This is a genomic window from Actinomadura sp. NPDC048394 (assembly GCF_040651755.1).
Classification (GTDB): Bacteria; Actinomycetota; Actinomycetes; order Streptosporangiales; family Streptosporangiaceae; genus Spirillospora; species Spirillospora montaniterrae.
In genome coordinates, this window is sequence record NZ_JBEZJL010000055.1 from 14,385 (window position 1) to 38,922 (window position 24,538).

Consider the following 24,538-nt stretch of genomic DNA (forward strand, 5'->3'; position numbering starts at 1 on the left):
GGCTAGTCGTCCTCCGCCGGGATCCGCAGGACGAACCGCGCGCCGCCGTCGCCGTCGGCGGCCACCAGCGTCCCGCCGTGCGCGCGGGCGATGTCGCGGGAAATGGTCAGGCCGAGGCCGGTGCCGCCCTTGTCGCGGCGCCGTCCCTCGGCCAGCCGTTGGAACCGCCAGAAGATCCGCTCCCGGTCCTCCGGCGGGATGCCCGACCCGTCGTCGCGCACCTCCAGCACCGCGTCCGGGCCGTCCCGCGCCGCGGTCACCCAGATCCGCGACCGGGCGTGCCGCTCGGCGTTGTCCAGCAGGTTCGTCAGCAGCCTGACCAGCTGCTCCGGCGTCGCCCGGACCGCGATGCCCTCCGCCGCGTCGATCTCCACCGGGACCCGCCGGTCCCGCCGCGACGCCTCCGCCCGCACCAGCGCGCCGAAGTCGACCCGCTCCCGCTCGACGTGCACGCCCGCGCCCAGCTTCGCCAGGATCAGCAGGTCCGAGACGATGCCCTGCAGCCGGTCGGCGTCCGCGAGCGCCGCCCGCGCCACCGCGGGCCAGTCCTCGTCCTCCGGGTGCTGCAGCGCCAGCTCCAGCTGCGTCCGCAGCCCGGTCAGCGGGCTGCGCAGCTCGTGCGAGACGTCCCCGACGAACGCGCGCTGCCGGTCGAGCAGGGCCTCGAGCCGGTGCAGCGTCAGGTTCACCGACTGCGCCAGCTCCGCCACCTCGTCGGACGGATCCGGGACGCTCACCCGGCCCGGCTCGCCGCCGGTGATGTTCGCCAGCTCGTCGCTCATCTTCCGCACCGGCCGCAGCGCCCGCCGCACCGCGCCCGCCACGATCCACGCCACCAGCGCGGTGCCGGTGATCGCGGCCCCGATGAGCAGGCCGATGAACGCGCCCTTGTTGCGCGTCAGCTCGGTGAGCGGCGCCCCGGCGTAGATGGTCCGGAACCCGAACGAGGTCCGGATCCGCTCCCCGACCATGTAGATGTCGACGTCGAAGCGGTTCACGTGGATGACGTGGTCCTCGGGGCGGTCCGCGATCCGCGGACGCGGCGCCTTCACCGGCCCGCGCCCGCGCAGCGCGTCGCTGTAGGCGAGCACGTGGCCCTGGTCGTCCTGCACCTGCAGGATCGTGAAGTCGGGGTCCTTGGGCCGCAGCAGGCCGTGCGGATCGGTCTCGCGGACGAGCGTGGCGAGGTCGCCGACGACCAGGTCGCCGCGCTGGTGCAGCCCGCCGTACACGGTGCGCTGGACGAGCGTGTAGAACACGACGACGCCGGCCACCAGGACGAGGCCGACCATCAGGGTCGCGGCGGCGGTCACCCGGGCCCGCACCGACCAGCAGGAGGGCGACAGCCTCTTCCAGGGAACCCGCACCCCCGCGCTCTCCCCCTCCCCGTCACGCGGACGCCGGCACGGCGCCGCGTCCCAGCGCCCGGGAGGAGTGCGCAGAACTGGTTGTTACCGGGCCGTTGCCCGGTGAAACCTCGCGCCGCGCGGGTGGCCGATGCCCGCGCGGACGGCGCCTCCCACCCCTGGGGTGCCGCCCGCGCGGGCATCGCCTTCGGTGCCGCCAGCTCGCCCTCCGCCCGCGCGCCGAGGAGGATTTCCGACGGGATCGGGCTCGCTGTCGAACGAGTCCCACTCTGCCCGTCCCCTGTGGACTGGACGCTACATCGACGTGACGATCACGTTTCCAGTTCTTCCTGGGGGAACGCGCCATAATCTCCCGTTGAACGGGGATGGATGGACGCAGGAGACGCAAGGGAGTCGGGAACACCGCCATGGACGGAGACATTCGGCCGCTCGAGCCGGCCGACCCGCGCACGGTCGGCGGGCACACGCTGCTCGGCCGCCTCGGCTCGGGCGGCATGGGCACCGTGTATCTCGGCACCGACCCGGTGTCCGGCGGGCGTGTCGCGGTGAAGACCATCCACCCGCACCTCGCCGGGGACGAGTCGTACCGCCGGCGGTTCAAGGACGAGGCGTACCTGGCGAGCCGGGTCGCCTCCTTCTGCACCGCGCGGGTCCTCGCGCACGGCGAGGACGACGGCCGGCCCTACCTCGTCACCGACTACGTCGGGGGGATCTCGCTGCACCAGCGGCTCAGCTCCGGCGGGCCGCTGCCGCCCGCCGACCTGCACGGGGTGGCGGTCGGCGTCGCCTCGGCGCTCGCGGCGATCCACGCGGCGGGGCTGGTGCACCGCGACCTCAAGCCCGCCAACGTGATGCTGACGCTGTCCGGCTGCCGCGTCATCGACTTCGGGATCGCGCGCAGCCAGGACTCCGGCGGCGTCACCGCGGCGACCGGGAAGGTGCTCGGCACGCCCGGCTGGATGGCGCCGGAGGTGCTGCGCGGCGGCCCGGCGACCCCGGCCGCCGACATCTTCGCGTGGGGCTGCCTGATCGCGCACGCCGGCACCGGGCGGATGCCGTTCGGCGGCGACCCGGCGGCGCTGCGGGTCACCGACGCCGCGCCCGACCTGTCCGGGCTGCCGGAGCCGCTGCTGCCGGCCGTCCGGTCCGCGCTGTCGCACGACCCGGCGGACCGGCCGAGCGCCTCGGACCTGCTGCTGACGCTGGTGGAGCAGCCGCAGGCGGGCGACTGGCCGGCGGCCCCGCCGGATGGGGCGCCCGCCGCCGCGGTGCCGCCCTCGCCGACGGCCGGGACGCCGTCCGGGACGCCGTCCGGGGGAACGCCGCCGCGCCCGCTCGTGGAGGGGGACGGCGCGTCCACCGAGACGCGGGCGTTCAACCCGATCGGCATCGCGGGCACGCTGTCCATCAACCGCACCCGGGTGCTCGCCGCGGCGGGGGCCGCCGCGGGCACCGTCCTGATCGGCGCGGTCATCCTCGGGCTGACGCAGGGCAAGGGCGACCCGCACGGGCACGCGTCGACGCCGGTGTCGCCGACGGCGTCCGCCCACGCGACGAAGAAGGCGCGGGCGACCGTCACCCGCCCGGCGAAGCGGGCGCCGTCGCGGGCGCAGGCGCCGAAGCCGGCCCCGAAGCACAAGGCGAAGCACGCGAAGGGGAAGGGCAAGGGCAAGTCACACTGACCCGCACGCGCTGACCCGCCCAGACAGGCCCGGGCGCGGCGGTCTACGTGCGCCAGATGAGGACGAGGGCGCAGTCGTCGTCGCGGGCCGCCGCCATCCGCTCGACCAGCTCGCGGGCGCCCGTGCCGAACCCCTGCGGGACGAGCCGTTCGGCCTCGCCGAGCAGCCGGTCGATGCCGGCGTCGAGGTCGCTGCCGGGCGACTCGACCAGGCCGTCGGTGTAGAGCATCAGCGCGTCGCCGGGCCGCAGCGTCCCGCGCTCGGGGACGCAGTGCAGGTCGGGCACGACGCCGAGGACGACGCCCTTGGCCGGGCTGACCTGCCACGCGCCGCTGCCCGCGTCGAACTGGACGGCGGGCGGGTGCCCGGCCGAGCCGACCGTGTACTCGCCGGTCTTCAGGTCGACGACGACGTGCACCGCGGTGACGAACCCCTCGTCCCAGCGCTGCTTCTGGAGGTAGACGTTGCAGGCGGGCAGGAACCGGTCAGGTTGGAGCGATCCAAGCAATCCCCCGAAAGCGCCCGACAGCATCAGCGCCCGGGTGCCGGCGTCGGTGCCCTTCCCCGACACGTCGACCAGCGCGACCTCCAGCGTGTCGCCCTCCAGCGAGGAGACCACGAAGTCGCCGCCGAACGACGAGCCGCCCGCCTGCAGCATGACGACCTGCGACGCCCAGCCGTCCGGCAGCTCGGGCATCTCGCCCTGGCGGCGCAGCCGGTCGCGCAGCTCCAGCAGCATCGAGTCGCCGCGCAGCCCCTGCACGCCGAGCTGCTGGCGGGTGCGGGCGAGGGTCAGCGCGAGCACCGCGGTGATCGTCAGCGTCGCGACGATGCCGGGGCCGATCGCCGCGACGTCCCGCCAGGCGTCGTAGGACACCATCGCGACCACGACGCACAGCAGCGCGATGAGGCTGCGGACCTTCAGCAGCAGCCCACCGCCCAGCACGATGAGGACCAGCGCGCCCGACGGGGCGAGGCCGCGAGTGTCGTCCGCCGTCGCGACGCCGATCGCGATCGCCGCCACGGCGAGCACGGCGAAGACGTACCGCTCCCTGGTCAGCCTCCCCTGCCGCATGGCCCGGTACAGGGCGACCAGCGGCGGGATCCTGCGCAGGAAGGCGCGGACCCGCGGCGGGAGCATCTGCACCAGTCGTTGAAGCATGTCCCGGGCACTGTATCGAGCATTCGCGACGACCGGCGGGCATCCGGGCGACCGGTGACGTGTTGCAACGGTCCAGCTCCGTTCTCTGTGGGTAAGACCACGTTCGGACCGGAGTTTCGGGAACGCGAGGGAGGCGGCATATGGGGCAGCCGGGAATGCGGATCACCGTGACCGCGGCGATGCGGGCGCGGGACGTCTCGCGCCCATGGCCGGACGGCGCCGACGCGCCCGCGCCGGCAGGCGGGCCCGGCGACCGCGGCGAGGCCCCGCGCGCCGAGCCGGCCAGGCGGTCCCGGGCCGCGAAGAACGAACGGCGCCGCCTCGGCAAGCGCGGCGGCGCCCGGAAGGCCCCGGAGAACGGCCTCTAGGCCCCGCCCCGCGGGGCGGGGGAACGCGTGTTCGAGGAGGTCAGCCCTCGTCCGGCAGCGGCGGCAGCTCGCCGGTCCGCTCGTAGTCGCCGAGCATGGTGATCCGGCGGGTGTGCCGCTCCTCGCCGGAGTACGGCGTGGTCAGGAACAGCTCGACGAACCGGGTCGCGGTGTCCGCATCGTGCTGCCGGGCGCCCAGGCTGATCACGTTGGCGTCGTTGTGCTCGCGGGCGAGCGCCGCGGTGTCCTCGTTCCAGACCAGCGCGGCCCGCACGCCCTTGACCTTGTTGGCCGCGATCGCCTCGCCGTTGCCGGAACCGCCGATGACGATGCCGAGCGTGCCGGGCTCCGCCGCCGTCCGCTGCGCCGCCCGCAGCACGAACGGCGGGTAGTCGTCCACGGCGTCGTACGCGAACGCGCCGCAGTCGACGGGCTCGTGCCCGTTGGCCTTCAGCCAGGAGACCAGGTGCTCCTTGAGCTCGAAGCCGGCATGGTCGGTTCCCAGAAACACGCGCATGGGCCCGATTCTCGCAGGCCCGCGGCCCGGACGCGCGCCGGGGTCATGAGGCCCTTTTCACATGCGCGCGGGCGGCACCGCCCTGGCCGGGGCGGTGCCGCGCGCGTGTGCGGTCACTGGGGCGGGGGCATCGGGTCCGGGTCGCGGGGCAGGTCGGGCTTGCGGTCGACCATCGTCCGGTCGGCGAGCTCGTCGTCCTCGTCGTCGTCCTCCTCGGACGCCGCCGCCCTCTCCGGCGCCGCGCCCGCGGGGACGGCGTCCTGCGGCCCGGAGTCCTCGGGGCCGTGCTCGGCCGGCTCGCCGCCGTCCTGCGGCCCGGCCGCCTCCGGATCGGCCGCCTCGGCACCGGACGCGGCCCCGGCCGCCTGCGCGGCCGCCTCCGGCGCCGGAGCCGGGGACTGCGCCGGCGGGACGGACGCCGGCGCAGGAGCACCGCCCTGCGGCGGGACGGGCATGCCGTCCCAGCCGGGCGACTGCGACGGGCGGGCCGGCGGGACGTACGGCACGGCGGCCGGGTGCTGCGGCGGCAGGCCCGGCTGGTCGTTCGCCGCCGGCAGCGGCTGCTGCGCGCCCTGCGGCGGCGGGCCCGGAGGCAGCCCCGGCTGCATCCCCTGCTGCGGGACGCCCGGCTGCTGCCCGTAGGGCTGCTGCGACGGGTACGGCTGCGGCGCGTACGGCTGCTGCATCGGCGCGGCCTGCTGCGGGGCGTACGGCTGCTGCCCGCCGTAGGGCTGCTGCGGGGCGTACTGCCCGAACGGCTGCGGGGCCGCCTGCCCGAGCGGCTGCGGGGCGGCCTGCCCGCGCGGGCGGCTGAGCAGGAAGCCCGCGAGCGCGCCGATCCCCGCGAGCCACCCGTACAGCAGGCCGGACGCCGCGCCCGCCTCGAGCGACTGGAAGAAGTTGTGGCTCACCGACCCGCTGGAGTACTTGATCGACCACTTCAGCAGCAGCCCGGACAGGCCTCCGGCGACACCGCTCGCGACGACCGCGGCCCACCATCCGGTGATCAGCGCGCCGAGCAGGCCGCGCTGGGGATCGACCGTCCGGGCCCCGGCCAGCACGAGCAGCGCCACCACGGCGAACAGCACCAGCGTGGTGAGGTCGTCCGACACGACGAAGCGCCAGTCGAGCCCGCGCGGCGGGGTGAAGCGCCAGGCGACGAAGAACAGGTGCGACACCAGCGGGCCGAGGCCCTCGTCGTACTTGAAGTCGCTCTTGTTGATCGCGTCGATGACCCACTGGTTGCCGACGAGCAGGGCCAGCACCAGGAGGGGCACCAGCGAGCCGCCCGACATCATGAACATCCGCCGCGTCGTCATGGCGGGCAGAGTAGTGCGGTTCATGGGCCGCCGGTAGGCCCGTTGCAGCCCGCGCGTAGGCCCCGCGTCACCCGGCGTAGGCGACCGGGAACCGGAACTCGGGGTCGACCTGCGCGGCGAGGTCCTCTCCGGTCGCGCGGTTCGCCCAGCTGCGCGCGTTCTTGAGGTGGAACTCGACGGCCTGCCGCTGGAACGCGTCCCAGTCCTTGGCCCGGGCGTCGACCTCGGCGAGCATCCGGCCGAGCGCGGCCTCGTTGCCGTCCTCCAGGACGGCGCCGGGCCTCCCCTGCTCCATCGCGCGGACGGCGGCGGACTGGCCGAGCCAGACGAGCAGGTCGTCGCCGACGTGCTCGCGCAGGTACTCGACGTCGTCCTCGGACTGCACCTTGTTGCCGACGACCCGGATGGCGACGTCGTAGTCGCGGGCGTACTCGACGTACTGGCGGTAGACGCCGACGCCCTTCCGGGTGGGCTCGGCGACCAGGAACATCAGGTCGAACCGGGTGAACAGCCCGGACGCGAACGTGTCGGCGCCGGCGGTCATGTCCACGACGACGTACTCGCCGGGGCCGTCGAGCAGGTGGTTGAGGTAGAGCTCGACCGCGCCGGTCTTGGAGTGGTAGCAGGCGACGCCGAGGTCGTCGTCCTCGAACGGGCCGGTGACCAGCAGCGTCGCGCCGCTCACCTCCTGCCCGAGGGCGTGCACCGGGTCGTCGCCGCGCAACCGCAGCAGCCGCGACCCGGTGCCCGCCGGGGTCGTCTTGACCATGGTGGACGCGGAGCCGATGCGCGGGTTGTCGCCCCGCAGGTACTCCTTGATCTCGGTGAGGTGGGCGCCCAGGGCCGGGATCTTGGCGGCCTGGTCGTCGTCCAGGCCGAGCGCCGCGCCGAGGTGCTGGTTGATGTCGGCGTCGATGGCGACCACCGGCAGCCCGCGCAGCGCGAGGTGCCGGACGAACAGCGACGAGAGGGTGGTCTTGCCGCTGCCGCCCTTGCCGACGAACGCAACCTTCACGAATGCCCCCGTTTCGGATATGAAAACCGTTGCCATTTTCTCGGAGCACCGAGTCTGGCGGAGGGGCACCGGCGAGGCAACCGGAACGGCCGAAGCCGCCCCGATCGGTCCGGAAAGGACCGCTCAGTCGAAGATCGGGTCCCGGGTGCGGGTGCGCTTCAGCTCGAAGAAGCCATCGGTGGAGGCCACCGCGACGACGCCGTCCCACAGCTTCACGGCCGCGTCGCCGCGCGGGATCGGCGAGACGACCGGGCCGAAGAACGCGCTGCCCTCGACCTCGATCACCGGGGTACCGACCTCCTGGCCGACCCGGTCGATGCCGTCCTTGTGGGACGCGCGCACCGCCTCGTCGTAGGCCGTGGAGTCGGCGGCGTCGGCGAGCGCCGGGGCGAGGCCTGCGGCGGTCAGCGCGGCCTCGAAGTACTCGCGGGTGAACTTCTGCTTCTCGTGGTGGCGGCGGGTGCCCAGCTCCGTGTAGAGCCTGCCCAGCACCTCCGGACCGTACTTCTGCTCGGCGGCGATGCACACGCGCACCGGCCCCCACGCCTGGGCGAGGCCCTTGCGGTACTCCTCCGGGACGTCCTTGTCCTCGTTGAGGACCGCCAGGCTCATCACGTGCCAGCGCACCTCGATCGGGCGCAGCCTCTCCACTTCCAGGATCCAGCGCGAGGTGATCCACGCCCATGGGCACAGCGGGTCGAACCAGAAGTCCACGGGTGTGGGAGCGTCCTGCGGCACGTCGCCTCCTACGGCTGCTCGAGCGTCATCGATGAAGACTCAACCACCGACAACCCGGCTCCCGCCGCCGTGATTCCCGCCCGCGGGCACGGGGAAAGGCCGTGGCGTGCGGACCTCGTCCCCGGCCGGTTGGTAGACATGAGGTCAGCAAAGAAATAAGCCGACCAAGGAGTACATGTGGCAGGCAACCTCACGCGCGACGAGGCGCGGGAACGGGCCCGGCTGCTCACCGTCGAGTCGTACGCGGTCGAGCTGGACCTCACCACCGGCGAGGAGCGGTTCGGCTCGACCACCGCGGTCCGGTTCGGCTGCGCCGAGCCGGGCGCGTCGTCCTTCGTCGACCTGCACGGCGCCGTCGTCCGCGAGGCGACGCTGAACGGCGAGGCGCTGGACCCCGCGTCCTACGACGGGGAGAAGGGCCGCCTCCCGCTCCCCTCCCTGGCCGCGCAGAACGAGCTCCGCGTCGTGGCGGACTGCGCCTACTCCCGCTCCGGCGAGGGCCTGCACCGGTTCGTCGACCCGGTGGACGGGAGCGTCTACCTCTACACGCAGTTCGAGACGGCCGACGCGCACCGGATGTACACGTGCTTCGACCAGCCCGACCTCAAGGCGACGTTCGAGCTGTCGGTGAAGGCGCCGCAGGACTGGCAGGTCGTCACCAACGAGACCCCCGAGAGCGTCGAGGGCGGGACGTGGCGCTTCCTGCCCACCCCGCAGATCTCCACCTACATCACCGCGCTCATCGCCGGGCCGTACCACGCGGTCCGCGACGAGTACCGCCGCGACGACGGCACCGTCATCCCGCTCGGCGTGTACTGCCGGGCGTCGCTCGCCGAGCACCTCGACGCGGAGGCGATCGTCGACGTGACGCGGCAGGGCTTCGCCTACTTCGAGAAGGTGTTCGGCCGGCCGTACCCGTTCAGCAAGTACGACCAGCTGTTCGTGCCGGAGTTCAACGCGGGCGCGATGGAGAACGCCGGCGCCGTCACGTTCCTGGAGGACTACGTCTTCCGGTCGCGGGTCACCGACGCCTCCTACGAGCGGCGCGCGGAGACGATCCTGCACGAGATGGCGCACATGTGGTTCGGTGACCTGGTCACCATGCGCTGGTGGGACGACCTGTGGCTGAACGAGTCGTTCGCCACCTACATGAGCGTGCTGTGCCAGTCCGAGGCCACCAAGTGGACGGGCTCGTGGACGACGTTCGCGAACCTGGAGAAGGCGTGGGCGTACCGGCAGGACCAGCTGCCGTCCACGCACCCGATCTCCGCCGACATCCCCGACATCCGGGCCGTCGAGGTGAACTTCGACGGGATCACCTACGCCAAGGGCGCGTCCGTCCTGAAGCAGCTGGTGGCCTATGTCGGCCGCGAGAACTTCCTGGAGGGCGTGCGGCGGTACTTCGACCGGCACGCGTGGGGCAACACCGTCCTCACCGACCTGCTGGACGCGCTGGAGGAGACGTCCGGCCGCGACCTGGCGTCCTGGTCGAAGGAGTGGCTGGAGACCGCGGGCGTCAACACGATGCGTCCCGAGTACGAGGTCGACGCCGACGGGAACTTCTCCTCGTTCGCCGTGCTGCAGGAGGCCAAGGCCGACTACCCGACGCTGCGCTCGCACCGCCTGGCGATCGGCCTGTACGACCGGACCGGCGACGGGCTCGTGCGGCGCGAGCGCGTCGAGCTCGACGTGGTCGGCGCCCGCACGGAGGTGCCGCAGCTCGTCGGGCAGAAGCGTCCCGACCTGGTGCTGGTCAACGACGACGACCTCACCTACGCCAAGGTCCGGCTCGACGAGCACTCGCTGAAGACGCTGGTGGAGCACATCGGCGACATCAAGGAGAGCCTGCCGCGGGCGCTGTGCTGGTCGGCGGCGTGGGACATGACGCGCGACGCGGAGATGGCGACGCGCGACTATGTCCGGCTCGTCGCGAAGGGCATCCGCGGCGTCACCGACATCTCGGTCACGCAGACGCTGCTGCGGCAGGCGCGGACGGCCGTCCAGCAGTACGCCGACCCGTCCTGGCGCAAGGAGGGCCTGGCGCTGCTCGCCGACACGCTCTTCGAGCTGGCCCGGGAGGCCGCGCCCGGCTCGGACCTGCAGCTGGCGTACACGCAGGCGTTCGCGGCGTCGGCGGTCAGCGAGGAGCACCTGGCGTACGTCCGGGCGCTGCTGGACGGCTCGGAGTCGCTCGACGGGCTGACGGTCGACACCGACCTGCGGTGGGCGCTGCTGCGCCGCCTCGTCGTCACCGGCAAGGCCGGCGAGGGCGAGATCGACGCCGAGCACGAGCGGGACCGGACGGCGGCGGGCGAGCGGCACGCCGCCGGCTGCAAGGCCGCGATCCCGACCGCCGAGGCGAAGGCCGCCGCGTGGGACCGGATCATCGGCGGGACGCTGCCGAACGCCGTCTACCGGGCGACGCTCGGCGGATTCGTGGAGCCGGACCAGGCGGAGCTGCTCGTCCCGTACGTGGACAAGTACTTCGCCGAGGTCGGCCGGGTGTGGAAGGAGTGGACCAGCGACATGTCCCAGACGTTCGCGGAGGTCGCCTATCCCTTCCTGGTGATCGAGCAGTCCACGATCGACCGCACCGAGTCCTACATGGCCGACGAGAAGCCGCCCGCGGCGCTCGCCCGGCTGCTGTCGGAGGGCCGTGACGGCGTCGCGCGCGCGCTGCGCGCCCGGGCGAAGGACGCCGCCGCGAGCTGAGGCCCGCCGCGTCCGGTACCGCCGCCGGGTAAGGCCGTTGCCCCTGTCGCAACCCCCGTGACCATGCGATCGTTGCAGGGTCACGGGGGTCCGCGGAGAGGGGATGGTGGCGTGGAGACGGCGCGGGACGTGCTGACGGCGCTGGCACGGCGGTACGCGTTCGGGGATCTGGAGGCGCTGATCGCCGACGGGACGCTCGTCCCGGACGGGCGGGCGAGGGCCGTCGCGCCGCTGTGCGCGTTCGGGCAGCGGGTCCTGGACCTGGACGCCGAGGACTTCGGGATGCCGGAGGCGGCCGGGGAGGTGCCCCGCGACCTGCTCGACCGGGCCCGCGCGAGCCGGATGCCGCAGGCGCCCAAGGAGCGGCCGCGCGGCGCGCTGGCGAGCCTGCGGCCCGCGTACGCGCTGCTGCTGGAGGTCATCGCGATCCGCTGGCACCGCCGCGACATGGCCGCGCTGGTCGCCGCCGTGCACATCGCCAGCGAGTACCTGCCGCTGCTGGCCTGGGAGCCGGTCCTCGGGCACGCGGGCGACCCGGCGCTGATCGGCGCGTCGGTGAACGGGGAGGGCAGCCGGTTCGGCGTGCCGATCGAGCCGGGCTCGCCGCGCGCGTGCGACCACACCCGCCCGGAGCGGTCGGCGTGCGAGCGGACGCTCCGCGTCGCCAAGGAGCCGCCGCCCGGCTGGCGCGCCTACCTGGACCGGCAGCACAGCCAGGTCGCGTCCGCCCTGGGCGACTGCGCGGCCCGCTGCCGCACGCCGTGCACCGTCATGACGCGGCTCGACGACCTGGTCCGCGCCGACCTCACCGAGCGCTGCAAGCTTGCGGCGGAGTTCACCGACGGGGCGCTGGTGAAGCTGCGGCACGCCGCGCCGGTCGGGCACGGCTTCGGCGTCCCCTCCCCCGGGGAGGTCGAGACGGCCTGGGCGCGGGCCCGCAAGTCCCTGTCCCATCAGCCGCTCGGGAAGGCGGCCTTGGAGGGCGCGGACGACGACGGCTACCCGCTGCCGGGACTGCCGGGGCTGTTCTCCGCGATCGCGTCGGTGCCGATCGTGCCGGACACGCTCCTGCACGACGTCACCAGGCGGATCACGACGACTCTCGGCTGACCCGCTCCAGCACGGCGCGGACCTCCGCGTCGCGGACGAGGTCGTCCAGCACGACGGGCCGCCCCTGCGCGTCGGCGAGGTGGACGCGCCAGTTCGGGTACTCGTCGACGGTGCCGGGCTGGTTCTGGGTGCGGCGCTCACCGACCGCGTCGGCGAGCGAGACGCCGATGAGGCGGGCGGGGGTGCGGCCGAGGAAGGCGTGGAGCGCGGCGACGACCTGCCGGTCGTAGGCGTCCGAACCGTCCGCGAGGGCCCGCAGCACGTCGTCGGGCGGATCGGGCAGCAGGCCCTCGGCGTGGAGCACGCCGAGCCAGGCGGCGAGCTGCTCCCGGTGGTCGGCGGTCTCCTCGTCGAGGGGACGGGTGAGCAGGCCGAGACGGTCGCGCAGCGCGATGTGGTCGCCGTGCAGGAACCCGGTGATCGGCGGCATGTCGTGCGTGCCGACCGTGGCCAGCGACAGGTCCCGCCACTGCGCCGCCGGCTTCGGGCGGCCCTGCGCGTCGCGCTCGAACCAGAGCAGCGACGTGCCGAGGACGCCCCGGTCCGCGAGGTCGTCGCGGACCTCCGGTTCCACCGTGCCGAGGTCCTCGCCGACGACGAGGGCGCCCGCCCGGTGGGCCTCCCACACCAGGCAGCCGAGCATCGCGTCCCGGTCGTAGCCGACGTACGTCCCGTCGGCGGGCGAGGCGCCCTCGGGGATCCACCACAGCCGGGACACCTGCATCGCGTGGTCGAGGCGGAGCCCGCCGCCGTGCCGCAGCGCCGCCGCCAGCATCTCCCGGTACGGGACGTAGGCGTCCGCGGCGAGCGTGGTCGGCCGCCAGGGCGGCTGGCCCCAGTCCTGGCCGCGCTGGTTGAACTCGTCCGGGGGCGCGCCGACGCTCATCCCGGACGCGAGCTCGTCCCGGTAGATCCAGGCGTCGGCGCTGCCCTGCGCCACCCCGACCGCCAGGTCGTGGACGATCCCGGCGGGCATCCCCGCGTCGCGGGCGGCCTTCTGCGCGCCGGCGAGCTGCTGGTCGAGGCGCCATTGCAGCCACGCGTGGAACTCGGCGCGCCCGTCGTGGCGCGGCTCGTCCAGGACCGCGTGCCCGTGCGCGTCCCGGAGGGCGGACGGCCATCGCCGCCAGTCGGTCGTCCCCTGCTCCTCGCTGATCGCGCACCAGGTGGTGAAGTCCCGCAGCGCGGCGCCGTGCCGCCTGCGGAAGGCCGCGAAGGCGGGGTCGCGGCGGATGCCGGGCGACGACCGGTACATCGCTTCGAGCGCCTCGAGCTTCGCCGTCCACACGGCGTCCCGGTCGAGCGGGCCTTCGAGCGTGCGCAGCCGCGCCGCCATGGCCGCGAACCGCTCCCGGCCCTGGGGCGGGAGCGCCGCGTACTCCGGCATGTCCTCGATCCGCAGGTAGAGCGGGGCGGGGAAGCGGCGGCTCATCGGCGAGTACGGCGACGGGCTGACGGGCGGCATCGGCTCCGCGGCGTGCAGCGGGTTCGCGACGACGAACCCGGCGCCGAGGTCGCGACCGGCCCAGGCCGCGAGGTCGGCGAGGTCGTGCAGGTCGCCGAGCCCCCACGAGCCGCGCGAGCGCAGCGCGTACAGCTGGACGGTCAGTCCCCACATCCGCGGCGGGCGCGGCAGGGACGCGGGCGCCACGAGCAGCGCCGCGCTCTCCTCCCGGCTCCCCTGCCGGACGTGGAGGCGGTGCCATCCGAGCGGGACGTCGCCCTCGCTGCCGTCCAGCGGGACGGGCCCGCCGCGGGCCTGCTCGGCGGACGGCTCCGCCAGCACGTCGGGCTCGCCGGGCTCGATCCGCACGTCCAGGTCGCCGGCGGGCCGCAGGGTCCGGCGCACCATCGCGAGGATCCGGTCGGCGGTGCGTCCCTCGCCCGCGTCGCTGCGGACGACGATGGTCGGCGGCAGCGTCCGCGCGCGCTCCTCGTGGCGCTCCAGCTCGGCGCGGACGGCCGCCGGGGACGAGGCGTCCACCCCGAGCGCGCCGAGGACGGCGACCAGCGTGCCCGGCGGGACGTCGGCCGCCCTGCCCCGCCAGTCGGTGTAGCGCGTCGCGACCCGGTGGTGCCCGGCCAGCCTGATCAGTTCGTCGTCAGCCACGCCTGCACCCATGCCCCGGCGGCGCCGCGCCAAGCGCGGGCCGGACGGGGCTCACGCGTCCCAGATGGGGGGCTTGCGGCCGGCCCAGGGGCGCGCCTCCTCGAGCTGCGCGGACAGCGATATCAGCGTCCCCTCGCCGCCGAGCCGCCCCGCGAGCATGACCCCGATCGGCAGCCCGTCGGCGTTCCAGTGCAGCGGGACGTTGACGGCGGGCTGCCCGGAGATGTTGTAGGCGGCGCAGAACGGCGTGAACAGCGTCTGCCTGCGGAAGTTCTCCTCAGGCTCCTGGTCGTGGAAGTAGCCGACGGGAACGGGCGGCTGGGCGAGCGTCGGATGCAGGATCGCGTCGAACTCGTTCAGGACCGGGAACGCGGCGCGCAGCACGCCCTGCAGGGCGGCGTGCGCCCGGAACAGCTCCGGCGCGGTCGTGGCGTTCCCGCGCTCGCGGAGCCAGCGCGTCAGCGGCTGGAGCAGGTGCTCGCTCCCCTCCGGGACGGGCGTCATCGTGGCCATGACGCCCCAGAGCAGCTCGAAATGCGGGACCATCTCGGGCCCGAACACCGGCGGCAGCTCCACGACCTCGTGCCCGAGCTCCTCCAGCAGCGCGGACGCCTCCTCGTAGGCGGCGACGCAGTCCGGATGCACCTCGGCGCCGGCGACCGCGGGCTGCCGGCTGCGGGCGATCCGGAGCCGTCCCGGCGGGCGATCGGCGTACGACAGGAACGAGCCCTCGACGGGCGGTGCGGCGTAGAGGTCGCCGGGCATCGACCCGGCCATGGCGTCCAGCAGCAGGGCGGCGTCCTCGACGGACCGGGCGATCGGCCCGTTGGTGGACAGGCCGAACAGGTCGGGGACGACCGGCCCCTGGGAGATCCGGCCGCGGGTCGGCTTGATCCCGAACAGGCCGCACACGCTGCTCGGGATGCGGATGGAGCCGCCGCCGTCGCTGCCCTGGGCGACCGGGGCCAGCCCGGACGCGACCGCCGCCGCGGCGCCGCCGCTCGACCCGCCCGCCGATCTGGTGAGATCCCAGGGCGTGCGGGCGGGCGGCGCGACGTCGCTTTCGGTGTAGCAGGGCAGCCCGAATTCCGGCACGGCGGTCTTGCCGGGCATGATCGTTCCCGCCTCGCGCAGCAGGCGCACGACGCTGTCATCCGTAAAACCGGTCATATCGGCAAAAACGGATGAACCAAAAGTCATCCGAACGCCGTCCGCCATGTTCAGGTCCTTGACCGGAACCGGCACCCCGTGCAGCGGCGGCAGGTCCCCCGGATCGGCCGCGTCCAGCACCGCCTTCTCGGCCCGCGCGGCCTGCTCCCGCGCCGCCTCGGCGGTCACCGTCACATAGGCCCCCACCTGCGGGTTCAGCCGTCCGATGCGGTCCAGGTAATGGTCGGTCAGCTCGACCGGGGACAGCCGCCCCGAACGGACGGCGTCAGCCGCCTCCCTAGCGCCGAGGTCATGGAGATGTGTCACGAACCGGAACGCTAGACCGCTCGCGCGCGGGCATCAAAGAGGCGGAGACTCTCTACCGGGAAGAGGTGGTAGATGACTCACGTACCCGACCTGCGCGGCAGTCAATCACTCACGCGCGGCGACAAAACTATTAACCCTGCATGACTAGTCGCCGCCCCGCATGATGATTACTCTGCGCACGGAGGATCATGCCCCCGATGGGAGAGGAATACGGAGCGTCACCTATGGCGATCATGGAGCGGGGCAACACACAGCAGGCACGGGGCCAGCCCAGGGACGACCCTGACCAGCGGGACGAGACGCAGGAGCAACCCCCCGTGCAGGAGCCGGACAAGCGGCCGCCCGGCGACCGGACGCTCACCGCGGTGCTCACGGGCCCCCGGGTCCGCGTGTGGGCGTGGCGGATCGGCGTGGCGCTCGCCGCCCTCATCGTCGTCACCGCGGTCTTCGGCGGGCGGCTCGGCATCACCGCGGCGGTCCTCGTGATCGTCGTGGACGTCGTGCGCCGGTCCCGCCGGGACTCCAGCATCCCGGCCTGGCAGAAGTCCTCGGCCGCCGAACGGCGCACCGAGAAGCAGCTGAGGTCGCTGCAGCGCAACGGCTACCTCGTGCTGCACGCCCGGGCCGTCCCGCGCGACGACGAGGGCGTCAGCGACGGGCGGATCGACCACCTGGTGATCGGGCCGAGCGGCGTCTACGCCATCGACTCCGAGAAGTGGGACAAGCGCCTCCCCGTGCGCACCCTGTCCCACCGCAAGCTCTTCCACGGCCCCTTCAACAAGAAGGACCGGCTGGACGAGGCGCGCTGGGAGGCCGACCAGGCCAGCAAGATCATCGGTGGGCAGGTCGGGTTCGAGGTGCCCGTGCAGCCCTCGGTGGCCATCTACGGGCCGTCCATCCCGTGGAAGGTCATGCGGGTCAGGGACGTGGACGTGTACGCGGGCAACCGGGCCCGCTCGTACCTGCGCCGCCGTCCCAAGATCCTCACCGACACCGACGTCCAGCGGATCTTCCAGGCGGCGGAGAAGGCGCTGCCGCCCAAGTACGGCTGATCCCGCGGCGGCGGTCCCGCCACGACACCGGATCCCGCAACGGCGCGGGACTCCGTCACCCGGGCGGCCCTGTCCCGGGCCGCCCGCACGCTCGACGCCGAGCCACCGGGCCCCTTCGCGGGCCCGGCTTTTTCACGCCCCGCCTCCGACCTTGTAGCATCGGATGGCACAGGCCGGCCCGCGCGCGACCTCCGCTGAGCCGGCGGCAGCGCCGCGATCCGCCGCTGAGAGCTTCCCACCGCGCACCGCTCGCTCACCGCCCGCCGAACCCGGCGCGGCGACGCGTCCGGCGACACGGCACCACGGCACAGGTTGGAGAGGTCACAGGATGCCCCCGCTCAGGTCACGTACGGTCACCCATGGCAGGAACATGGCGGGCGCCCGCGCGCTCATGCGGGCCAGCGGCGTCGAACGCGAGGACTTCGGCAAGCCGATCGTCGCGGTGGCCAACAGCTTCACCCAGTTCGTGCCCGGCCACGTCCACCTCGACGAGGTCGGCAAGGTCGTCGCCGGCGCCGTCCGCGAGGCCGGCGGCGTGCCCCGCGAGTTCAACACGATCGCGGTCGACGACGGCATCGCGATGGGCCACGGCGGCATGCTGTACTCGCTGCCGTCCCGCGAGCTGATCGCCGACGCCGTCGAGTACATGGTCAACGCGCACTGCGCCGACGCCCTGGTCTGCGTCTCCAACTGCGACAAGATCACGCCGGGCATGCTGCTGGCCGCGATGCGGCTGAACATCCCGACCGTCTTCGTCTCCGGCGGCCCGATGGAGGCCGGCAAGCCCGTCGCGGGCGTGATGGGCGGCAACAAGCTCGACCTGATCGACCCGATGATCGCCTCCGCGGACGAGTCCGTCGCCGACGACAAGCTCGCCGAGATGGAGGAGAGCGCCTGCCCGACCTGCGGGTCCTGCTCCGGCATGTTCACCGCCAACTCGATGAACTGCCTCACCGAGGCGATCGGCCTCGCGCTGCCCGGCAACGGCACCGTCCTCGCCACCCACACCGCCCGCCGCGCCCTCTACGAGCGGGCCGGACGCACCGTCGTCGAGATCGCGAAGCGCTACTACGACGGCGACGACGACTCGGTCCTGCCGCTCAACATCGCGACGCGCGACGCGTTCGAGAACGCGATGGTGCTCGACGTCGCCATGGGCGGCTCCACCAACACGATCCTGCACCTGCTCGCCGCCGCCACCGAGGCCGGCGTCGACTTCGGCCTCGACGACATCGACGCCGTCTCCCGCCGCGTCCCCTGCATCTGCAAGCTGGCCCCGACGCTCGCCACCTACCACGTCGAGGACTGCCACCGCGCCGGCGGCATCCCCGCCCTCCTCGGCGAGCTGCACCGCGGCGGGCTGCTGAACTCCGCCGCGCACTCGATCCACAGCCCGTCCGTCGCCGACTTCGTCGCCCAGTGGGACGTCCGCTCCCCCGACGTCCTGCCCGAGGCCGTCGAGCTGTTCCACGCGGCGCCCGGCGGCGTCCGCAGCACCTCCGCGTTCTCGCAGAGCGCCCGCTGGGAGGAGCTCGACCTCGACCGCGAGAGCGGCTGCATCCGCGACGTCGAGCACGCCTACACCGCCGACGGCGGCCTCGCCGTCCTGCGCGGCAACATCGCCCCCGACGGCGCGATCGTCAAGACCGCGGGCGTCGAGGAGGAGCTCTGGACCTTCAGCGGCCCCGCCGTCGTGTTCGAGAGCCAGGACCAGGCGGCCGAGGGCATCCTCGGCGGCAAGGTCAAGGCCGGCGACGTCGTCGTGATCCGCTACGAGGGCCCCAGGGGCGGCCCCGGCATGCAGGAGATGCTGTACCCGACGAGCTTCCTCAAGGGCCGCGGGCTCGGCAAGGCCTGCGCGCTGATCACCGACGGGCGGTTCTCCGGCGGCACGTCCGGGCTGTCCATCGGGCACGCCTCCCCCGAGGCCGCCGGCGGCGGGATCATCGCCCTCGTCGAGGACGGCGACCGGATCGTGATCGACATCCCGAACCGGGCGCTGGAGCTGGACGTCCCGGCCGAGGAGCTGGAGACCCGCCGCGAGAAGCTGCTCGCCGACCTCGGCGGCTACCGCCCCCGCAACCGCGACCGCAAGGTCAGCGCCGCGCTGCGCGCCTACGCCGCGATGGCGACGTCCGCGTCCACCGGCGCCGCCCGCGACGTCTCGCAGCTGTACTAGTGCAATCCCGGCCCAGGGGCCTCGCCTGGCGGCTCGGCCCCTGACCGTGATTGGGCGAGCGCTGCATCGCTTCGCGATCTTCCCGGTGGGGGCTCGCCTCCGGCTTCGCCCCCACCGGTCAGGTCACGCGCTCGCGCGGCGGTCGCGGCATTACCCGGCGGGTAATCGCCGTCGTTCCCTGCTCAGGGCAGAGTGGATCTTGTCAGCCAGAGGATCCACGACCCCGAGGAGACCGCGATGACCGCTTACGCCATCGGCCTGCTGCACCCCCAGCCGCCGCTGCACGACGACGTCTTCGTCTACATGGAGCGCATCCAGGCCACGATGGACCCGTTCGGCGGCCGCTTCATCACCCACGGCAAGGTGCCGGAGGTCCACGAGGGCGCGTTCGACGGGGCCGTGGTGATCCTCGAGTTCCCGGACATGGACCGGGCCCGGGCCTGGTACGACTCGCCCGCCTACCAGGAGATCATCCCGATGCGGGCCGACCACATCCCGAGCGTGATCATGCTGGTCGACGGCGTCGGCGCCGGCCACGACTCCGCCGCGCTGGGCGCCGCGCTCCGCGCGGCCCAGGCGGGATAGCCGTCAGGAGCAGCAGCCTCCGCCGCAGCAGCCGCCCCCGGCGGCCGGCGGGGGCTTCGGGGCGCCGCCGCGGGACGTGCCGGTCACGGCGACCGTCGACAGCAGCTTCACCGTGTCGTCATGGCCGTCCGGGCAGGGCGCCGGGTCGGACGCGTTGATCATCGGGCGGGAGACCTCGAACGTCGACCCGCACGCGCGGCAGCGGTAGTCATAGCGTGGCACGAGGACAGGATACGGCCCGCCCGCGCTAGGCGGCGGGCTCGGAGACGTACGGCGCCCACTGCGGGTCGCCGTCGTGGACGATCCCGATCAGCCGCCAGTGCGCGCCGCGCGGGACGCCGGGCGTCATCCCGAGCGTCCAGCCGAGCTCGGACAGCAGCCGGTCGGCCTTGCGGTGGTTGCAGGTCATGCAGGACGCGACGCAGTTCTCCCACACGTGCTTGCCACCGCGGCTGCGCGGATGCACGTGGTCGATCGTCTCGGCGCGGCGGCCGCAGTAGACGCAGCGGAAGCCGTCGCGGCGCATGAGGGCGGCGCGGGTGAGCGGGACGCGGGTCCGGAACGGGATGCGGACGTAGCGGCGGAGCCGGATCACCGACGGGATCTCGATCTCCATGGTCGCCGAATGCAGGGTGGCCCCCGAGATGTCGTGGTGGACGATCTCGGCCTTCTCCCGGAGCACGAGGCAGACCGCCCGCCGCAGCGGGAGCGTGGTGAGTGGTTCGTACGTCGCGTTCAGGAGAAGGACCTGTCTCATCAGACGGCCTCCGCCGGCGTGTCGGGGTTCGCCTCGGCGGACGCGGCTGACCGCGCCTCGCACCGAGGCCCGAATATTGTCTCCGGCACCTGCGCACTCGCCATGAGGACCTCCCCAGAGGCGAACCGACCTGGAATCAGTGTGGCGGCTGAGGGAGCCCGACCGCTACCCCAAATATCCCCATCGAAGGACCAGATCGAACGCAAAAACGCAGGCATTGCGCGTCGGGCACCTCTCCGGGCGGGCTGATCGGGCGGACGGCCCGCACCGGTGAATACAGTGCATCCCATGACCGGAACGCCTTATCCGCCCGCGCGGCGCCAGGACATCGTCGAGGACATCCACGGCCACCGGGTCGCCGACCCGTACCGCTGGCTGGAGGACGCGGGCAGCGACGAGACCCGCGAGTGGCTCGCCGCGCAGGACGAGCTGTTCCACAAGGTCGCCGACGCGCTCCCGGGCCGGGACCGGCTCCGCCGCCGGCTCGGGGAACTGCTCGGCGCGGGCAGCGTCGGCGCGCCGATCTGGCGCGGCGAGCGGCGGTTCTTCACTCGGCGGACCGCCGAGCAGGAGCATCCCGTGCTGTACACCGTCGACCCGGACGGCTCCGAGCGCGTCCTGGTCGACCCGATGGCGCTGGACCCGGACGGCACGACGACGCTGGACGGCTGGCAGCCCGACAAGGAGGGCCGGCTGCTGGCGTACAAGATCTCGACCGGCGGGGACGAGGAGTCGCTGCTGTTCGTGATCGACGTCGCCACTGGCGAGCGGGTGGAGGGGCCGATCGACCGGACCCGGTCGTCCGGCATCGCCTGGCTGCCCGGCGGGGAGGCGTTCTACTACGTCCGGCGGCTGCCCGCGCGGGCCGTCCCGGAGGGCGAGGAGCAGTACCACCGGCGCGTCTACCTGCACCGGGTCGGCGCCGAGCCGGAGACCGACGACGTCCTGATCTTCGGCGACGGGATGGACAAGACCAACTACTACAGCGTCGGCGTCAGCCGCGACGGGCGGTGGCTGACCGTGTCCGCGTCGCAGGGCACGGCGCCGCGCAACGACCTGTGGCTCGCGGACCTGTCGGCCTCGCCGCTGGAGCGTCCCGAGCTGCGGCCGGTGCAGGTCGGCGTCGACGCCGAGGCCTGGCTGCACGTGGGGCGGGACGGCCGGGCCTACGTGTTCACCGACCGGGACGCGCCGCGGTCCCGGCTGTGCGTGACCGACCCGTCCGACCCGTCGTACGCGACGTGGCGCGACCTCGTCCCGCAGGACCCCGAGGCCGTCCTCACCGACTACGCGATCCTCGACGATCTCGAAGCCCCGGTACTGCTGGCCGGCTGGACGCGGCACGCGATCAGCGAGATCACGGTGCACGACCTGGCGTCCGGCGAGCGGCTCGGCACCGTCCCGACGCCGGGGCTCGGCTCGATCGGCGGGATCGTCGAGCGGCCCGAGGGCGGCCACGAGGCGTGGTTCGGCTACACCGACAACGTCACGCCATCGTCCGTGCTGCGCTACGACGCGCGCACCGGGGAGACGAGCCTGTGGGCGAACGCGCCGGGCACCGTGGAGGTCCCCGAGATCGAGACCCGGCAGGTGACGTACGCGTCCGCGGACGGCACCGAGGTGCGGATGCTGGTGGCGTCCCGGCCCGGCGCGTCCGGCCCGCGCCCGGCGATCCTGTACGGCTACGGCGGGTTCAACATCTCGCTGACCCCGTCGTACTCGGCGAGCATCCTCGCCTGGGTGGAGGCCGGCGGCGTCTACGCGATCGCGAACCTGCGCGGCGGCTCCGAGGAGGGCGAGGAGTGGCACCGCGCGGGGATGCGCGAGCGCAAGCAGAACGTGTTCGACGACTTCCACGCCGCCGCCGAGAAGCTGGTCGCGGACGGCCTGACGACCCCGGCGCAGCTGGCGATCTCCGGCGGGTCGAACGGCGGGCTGCTCGTCGGCGCCGCGCTCACCCAGCGTCCCGACCTGTACCGGGCGGTGGTCTGCTCGGCGCCGCTGCTGGACATGGTCCGCTACGAGCGGTTCGGGCTCGGCCAGACCTGGAACGACGAGTACGGCACGGCGGACGACCCGGTCGAGTTCGGCTGGCTGATCGGCTACTCGCCGTACCACCACGTCCACGCGGGGACGGCGTATCCGGCGACGCTGTTCACCACGTTCGGCAGCGACACCCGCGTCGACCCGCTGCACGCCCGCAAGTTGTGCGCGGCGCTCCAGCACGCGACGGCGTCCGACGCGCCGATCCTGCTGCGGGACGAGGCGGAGGTGGGGCACGCGGCGCGGTCGGTCAGCAGGTCGGTGGACCTGATGACCGACACGCTCACCTTCATCGCCGCCCAGACCGGCCTGGATCTGGCCTAGCGGACACCTGGAGCCGAAGGCGCCCGCCAGGCGGCCTTCGTCGGAGGTGAGGTGGCCTTCAGGGGGAACGACCGGGATGCGTGGGGCGGGTCACAGGGGGCACGGCTGGCGGGCTCGAATTGACAGGTGATCTAATAAGGGGTGTGAACGTGTCGATGGTGCGCAGTCCGTCCGCCGTGGACCGGGTGCTCGGTCTCCTTCGCGAACCGCCCGCCGAGCCGGACGTGTCCGCCGGCTACCTCGACCTGCTCGGTCCCGATGAGGAGCGGGCGCCGTCGCTCGCCCAGTCCGTGATGGAGTCGACGTTCCTGCCGCAGATCTACGAGAAGGTCTGGCGGCCGGTCGGGTTCAACCTGGCCAAGGGCTGGCCGATCGGCCCCGACACCGCCGCGGAGCAGGCGACGGCCCGCGACTGGCTCGGGCTCGGGCAGCCGGGCGACGCGGACCGTCCGGCGGCGACCGTGCTGGACGTGGCGTGCGGCCCCGGCAACGTGACCCGCGCGCTCGCCGAGGGCGTCGGCGAGGACGGCCTCGTCGTCGGGCTGGACGCCTCCGCCACCATGCTGGCCCGCGCGGAGGCCGACACCCCGTCCGGCGGGGAGGTCTGCTATGTCCGCGGCAACGCCGTCGACCTGCCGTTCCGCGACGCGACGTTCGACGCCGTCTGCTGCTTCGGGGCCCTGTACCTGTTCGACGACCCGTGGACGGCCGTCGACGGGATGACCCGCGTGCTGCGGCCGGGCGGCCGGCTGATCATCCTCACCTCGCGGCGGCTGACGCCGCTGTACGCCTCGAAGGTCGGTGGCGAGCTGATCCGCCGGGCCACCGGCTTCACGGTGTTCGGCGACCGGGAGGTCACCGGGGCGCTCGCGGACCGCGGGTTCACCGGCATCCGGCGGCGCCGCTACCCCCTCATGCAGCTGGTGGGCGGCACCCTTCCGGACGCCTGAGCCTCGCGGACGCCTGAGCCTCCCGGACGCCTGAGCCTCCCGGACGCCTGAGCCTCCCGGACGCCTGAGCCTCCCGGGCGCGCGTGAGTGCGGCCCGAGCCGCGGGCGCTCGCGCGTCGCGCCGCGCCGCGGACGCGCCGTCCCGCGGCTCGGGGGTCCTGGAAAGGGTTGAGGGTCTCGTCGGCTGGAGGTCTCGCCGCCGCGCTGCTCGCGTCCCCGTGGGCCGGGGTCGCAGCGGCCCGGGTGGTACCTCGCTCACGCAGAAGCGCGCAGCCCGGCCGGCGGGACGTCCCCCGGAGGCGACGCCCCACCGGCCGGCTCGCGGGCGCGCCCGGGCACGCTCAGCCGGCGAGCACGCCGGGCTAAGCCCGCGCAGGCACCGTGGTCAGCAGAGTTCCTTCTCGATGTAGATGTTGACGATGCCGCCGATCACCTCGCGGCGCGTCTCCCTCCAGCCGAACTTGCGGTACAGGGCGAGCGCCGGGGCCTGCAGCTCGGTCGTGTCGCCGCGCAGGACCCGGTACCCGTACTCGGCGGCGCGTTCCTCCAGTGCGGAGACGACGGCGGCGCCGTAACCGCGCCGCTGCGCGGACGGCCGCACCCGCAGCCGCACCATCTCCACCGCGTCGAGCACGGGGTCGCCCGGCGCGTAACCGCCGAACGCGCGTGCCCGGCCCCCGGGAACGAGGTCGGCGCGGCGCAGGCCGCCCATGGCGACGATCTGCCCGTCCACCTCGCCGACGAGGAACTCGCCGTCATTGCGCAGGTAGATGTCCTCCATCCGGAAGAAGTCGTGGTCGTAGTAGACGCCGTCGCCGGGACGCAGGCCCACCTGCGCCAGGCCCTCGCGGTGCAGCGCGAGGACGGTGGCGTGGTCGCGGGCCCGGTACCGGCGCAGCCGCAGCTCCCCGAAGCTCCAGACGGGGGGATCGTCCTGCAGCCGCACGAGGGCGCGGCGGCGAGGGCGAGGATCCGCGGCGGACGGCGCGGGCCCGGCCTCCGGGCCCGCGGGTTCCGCGCCGGGCGCGGGCCGATCCTGCCAGGAGGCGCTGTCAGGCGTTCCCATGCCCGG

At 73.7% G+C, this 24,538-nt stretch carries 20 protein-coding genes; 9 read left to right on the plus strand and 11 right to left on the minus strand.

Annotation, left to right across the window (positions count from 1 at the left end):
* Positions 1–2: 2 nt before the first annotated feature.
* Positions 3–1,367, minus strand: coding sequence for a HAMP domain-containing sensor histidine kinase (locus AB0C78_RS33555; RefSeq protein WP_360755839.1), 1,365 nt, complete (start codon positions 1,365–1,367; stop codon positions 3–5).
* A 407-nt stretch (positions 1,368–1,774) separates the two neighbouring features.
* Between AB0C78_RS33555 and AB0C78_RS33560 the strand changes: the two genes are divergently transcribed.
* Positions 1,775–3,049, plus strand: a complete 1,275-nt coding sequence (locus AB0C78_RS33560; RefSeq protein WP_360755842.1) for a serine/threonine-protein kinase — start codon at positions 1,775–1,777, stop codon at positions 3,047–3,049.
* A gap of 43 nt (positions 3,050–3,092) precedes the next feature.
* Here the strand turns inward: AB0C78_RS33560 and AB0C78_RS33565 are convergent, their stop codons facing one another.
* Positions 3,093–4,211, minus strand: coding sequence for a PP2C family protein-serine/threonine phosphatase (locus tag AB0C78_RS33565; protein ID WP_151545213.1), 1,119 nt, complete (start codon positions 4,209–4,211; stop codon positions 3,093–3,095).
* A 140-nt stretch (positions 4,212–4,351) separates the two neighbouring features.
* Between AB0C78_RS33565 and AB0C78_RS33570 the strand changes: the two genes are divergently transcribed.
* On the plus strand, positions 4,352–4,579 hold the full coding sequence (locus AB0C78_RS33570) for a hypothetical protein (RefSeq protein ID WP_360755845.1): 228 nt from the start codon (positions 4,352–4,354) through the stop codon (positions 4,577–4,579).
* A 40-nt stretch (positions 4,580–4,619) separates the two neighbouring features.
* On the opposite strand, the gene AB0C78_RS33575 is transcribed toward AB0C78_RS33570, so the two are convergent.
* The 4 genes from AB0C78_RS33575 to AB0C78_RS33590 form a co-directional block, all read right to left on the minus strand.
* Positions 4,620–5,096 carry a ribose-5-phosphate isomerase gene (locus tag AB0C78_RS33575; RefSeq protein ID WP_360755848.1) on the minus strand — a complete coding sequence of 159 codons (477 nt, stop codon included), beginning with the start codon at positions 5,094–5,096 and terminating at the stop codon, positions 4,620–4,622.
* 113 nt (positions 5,097–5,209) lie between these two features.
* Positions 5,210–6,415, minus strand: a complete 1,206-nt coding sequence (locus AB0C78_RS33580; protein ID WP_360755851.1) for a hypothetical protein — start codon at positions 6,413–6,415, stop codon at positions 5,210–5,212.
* 67 nt (positions 6,416–6,482) lie between these two features.
* Positions 6,483–7,430 (minus strand): ATP-binding protein, encoded by a 948-nt coding sequence (locus AB0C78_RS33585; RefSeq protein ID WP_360755854.1) that lies wholly within the window; start codon positions 7,428–7,430, stop codon positions 6,483–6,485.
* Positions 7,431–7,553: 123 nt separating this feature from the next.
* On the minus strand, positions 7,554–8,168 hold the full coding sequence (locus AB0C78_RS33590; protein ID WP_360755856.1) for a DsbA family protein: 615 nt from the start codon (positions 8,166–8,168) through the stop codon (positions 7,554–7,556).
* Positions 8,169–8,345: 177 nt separating this feature from the next.
* On the opposite strand from AB0C78_RS33590, the gene pepN reads away from it, so the two are divergent.
* Both pepN and AB0C78_RS33600 read left to right on the plus strand, forming a co-directional pair.
* Entirely contained in the window at positions 8,346–10,880 is a 2,535-nt protein-coding gene (gene pepN / locus AB0C78_RS33595; protein WP_360755858.1) for an aminopeptidase N, read from the plus strand.
* 111 nt (positions 10,881–10,991) lie between these two features.
* Positions 10,992–11,990 carry a hypothetical protein gene (locus AB0C78_RS33600; RefSeq protein WP_360755860.1) on the plus strand — a complete coding sequence of 333 codons (999 nt, stop codon included), beginning with the start codon at positions 10,992–10,994 and terminating at the stop codon, positions 11,988–11,990.
* Here AB0C78_RS33600 and malQ read toward each other — a convergent pair.
* The gene (malQ, locus tag AB0C78_RS33605) at positions 11,971–14,100 is read right to left on the minus strand and encodes a 4-alpha-glucanotransferase (RefSeq protein WP_360755862.1); all 2,130 of its coding nucleotides are present in this window, start codon (positions 14,098–14,100) and stop codon (positions 11,971–11,973) included. The two genes, AB0C78_RS33600 and malQ, sit on opposite strands and share 20 nt — an antisense overlap.
* Before the next feature lie 51 nt (positions 14,101–14,151).
* Positions 14,152–15,576: an amidase gene (locus AB0C78_RS33610; RefSeq protein ID WP_360755864.1), complete on the minus strand. Its 1,425-nt coding sequence runs from the start codon at positions 15,574–15,576 to the stop codon at positions 14,152–14,154.
* 224 nt (positions 15,577–15,800) lie between these two features.
* Between AB0C78_RS33610 and AB0C78_RS33615 the strand changes: the two genes are divergently transcribed.
* The 3 genes from AB0C78_RS33615 to AB0C78_RS33625 all read left to right on the plus strand — a co-directional run bounded on the left by AB0C78_RS33615 (position 15,801) and on the right by AB0C78_RS33625 (position 19,392).
* Positions 15,801–16,628 carry a nuclease-related domain-containing protein gene (locus AB0C78_RS33615; protein WP_360755866.1) on the plus strand — a complete coding sequence of 276 codons (828 nt, stop codon included), beginning with the start codon at positions 15,801–15,803 and terminating at the stop codon, positions 16,626–16,628.
* Between the two features lie 328 nt (positions 16,629–16,956).
* A complete protein-coding gene (gene ilvD, locus AB0C78_RS33620) occupies positions 16,957–18,807 on the plus strand; it encodes a dihydroxy-acid dehydratase (RefSeq protein WP_360755868.1) in 1,851 nt (616 codons plus the stop codon).
* Between the two features lie 237 nt (positions 18,808–19,044).
* Positions 19,045–19,392, plus strand: a complete 348-nt coding sequence (locus tag AB0C78_RS33625; RefSeq protein WP_360755871.1) for a DUF1330 domain-containing protein — start codon at positions 19,045–19,047, stop codon at positions 19,390–19,392.
* 3 nt (positions 19,393–19,395) lie between these two features.
* On the opposite strand, the gene AB0C78_RS33630 is transcribed toward AB0C78_RS33625, so the two are convergent.
* Both AB0C78_RS33630 and AB0C78_RS33635 read right to left on the minus strand, forming a co-directional pair.
* Positions 19,396–19,614, minus strand: a complete 219-nt coding sequence (locus AB0C78_RS33630; protein ID WP_173095743.1) for a zinc ribbon domain-containing protein — start codon at positions 19,612–19,614, stop codon at positions 19,396–19,398.
* A gap of 25 nt (positions 19,615–19,639) precedes the next feature.
* A complete protein-coding gene (locus AB0C78_RS33635) occupies positions 19,640–20,149 on the minus strand; it encodes an HNH endonuclease (RefSeq protein WP_151541432.1) in 510 nt (169 codons plus the stop codon).
* Between the two features lie 288 nt (positions 20,150–20,437).
* On the opposite strand from AB0C78_RS33635, the gene AB0C78_RS33640 reads away from it, so the two are divergent.
* Together AB0C78_RS33640 and AB0C78_RS33645 are read left to right on the plus strand one after the other, a co-directional pair.
* Positions 20,438–22,516 (plus strand): prolyl oligopeptidase family serine peptidase, encoded by a 2,079-nt coding sequence (locus AB0C78_RS33640; RefSeq protein ID WP_360755873.1) that lies wholly within the window; start codon positions 20,438–20,440, stop codon positions 22,514–22,516.
* 143 nt (positions 22,517–22,659) lie between these two features.
* On the plus strand, positions 22,660–23,466 hold the full coding sequence (locus AB0C78_RS33645) for a methyltransferase domain-containing protein (RefSeq protein WP_360755875.1): 807 nt from the start codon (positions 22,660–22,662) through the stop codon (positions 23,464–23,466).
* A gap of 385 nt (positions 23,467–23,851) precedes the next feature.
* Here AB0C78_RS33645 and AB0C78_RS33650 read toward each other — a convergent pair whose 3' ends face one another.
* A complete protein-coding gene (locus AB0C78_RS33650) occupies positions 23,852–24,532 on the minus strand; it encodes a GNAT family N-acetyltransferase (protein WP_360755878.1) in 681 nt (226 codons plus the stop codon).
* Between the last annotated feature and the right edge of the window lie 6 nt (positions 24,533–24,538).

What these genes read in the sequence shown, in the direction of transcription:
- AB0C78_RS33635 (WP_151541432.1), bottom strand. Translation starts at nt 20,149, where the DNA reads ATGAGACAGGTCCTTCTCCTGAACGCGACGTACGAACCACTCACCACG.
- AB0C78_RS33570 (WP_360755845.1), top strand. Translation starts at nt 4,352, where the DNA reads ATGGGGCAGCCGGGAATGCGGATCACCGTGACCGCGGCGATGCGGGCG.
- AB0C78_RS33560 (WP_360755842.1), top strand. Translation starts at nt 1,775, where the DNA reads ATGGACGGAGACATTCGGCCGCTCGAGCCGGCCGACCCGCGCACGGTC.
- AB0C78_RS33615 (WP_360755866.1), top strand. Translation starts at nt 15,801, where the DNA reads ATGGCGATCATGGAGCGGGGCAACACACAGCAGGCACGGGGCCAGCCC.
- AB0C78_RS33565 (WP_151545213.1), bottom strand. Translation starts at nt 4,211, where the DNA reads ATGCTTCAACGACTGGTGCAGATGCTCCCGCCGCGGGTCCGCGCCTTC.
- AB0C78_RS33580 (WP_360755851.1), bottom strand. Translation starts at nt 6,415, where the DNA reads ATGACGACGCGGCGGATGTTCATGATGTCGGGCGGCTCGCTGGTGCCC.
- ilvD (WP_360755868.1), top strand. Translation starts at nt 16,957, where the DNA reads ATGCCCCCGCTCAGGTCACGTACGGTCACCCATGGCAGGAACATGGCG.
- AB0C78_RS33640 (WP_360755873.1), top strand. Translation starts at nt 20,438, where the DNA reads ATGACCGGAACGCCTTATCCGCCCGCGCGGCGCCAGGACATCGTCGAG.
- AB0C78_RS33625 (WP_360755871.1), top strand. Translation starts at nt 19,045, where the DNA reads ATGACCGCTTACGCCATCGGCCTGCTGCACCCCCAGCCGCCGCTGCAC.
- AB0C78_RS33575 (WP_360755848.1), bottom strand. Translation starts at nt 5,096, where the DNA reads ATGCGCGTGTTTCTGGGAACCGACCATGCCGGCTTCGAGCTCAAGGAG.
- AB0C78_RS33650 (WP_360755878.1), bottom strand. Translation starts at nt 24,532, where the DNA reads ATGGGAACGCCTGACAGCGCCTCCTGGCAGGATCGGCCCGCGCCCGGC.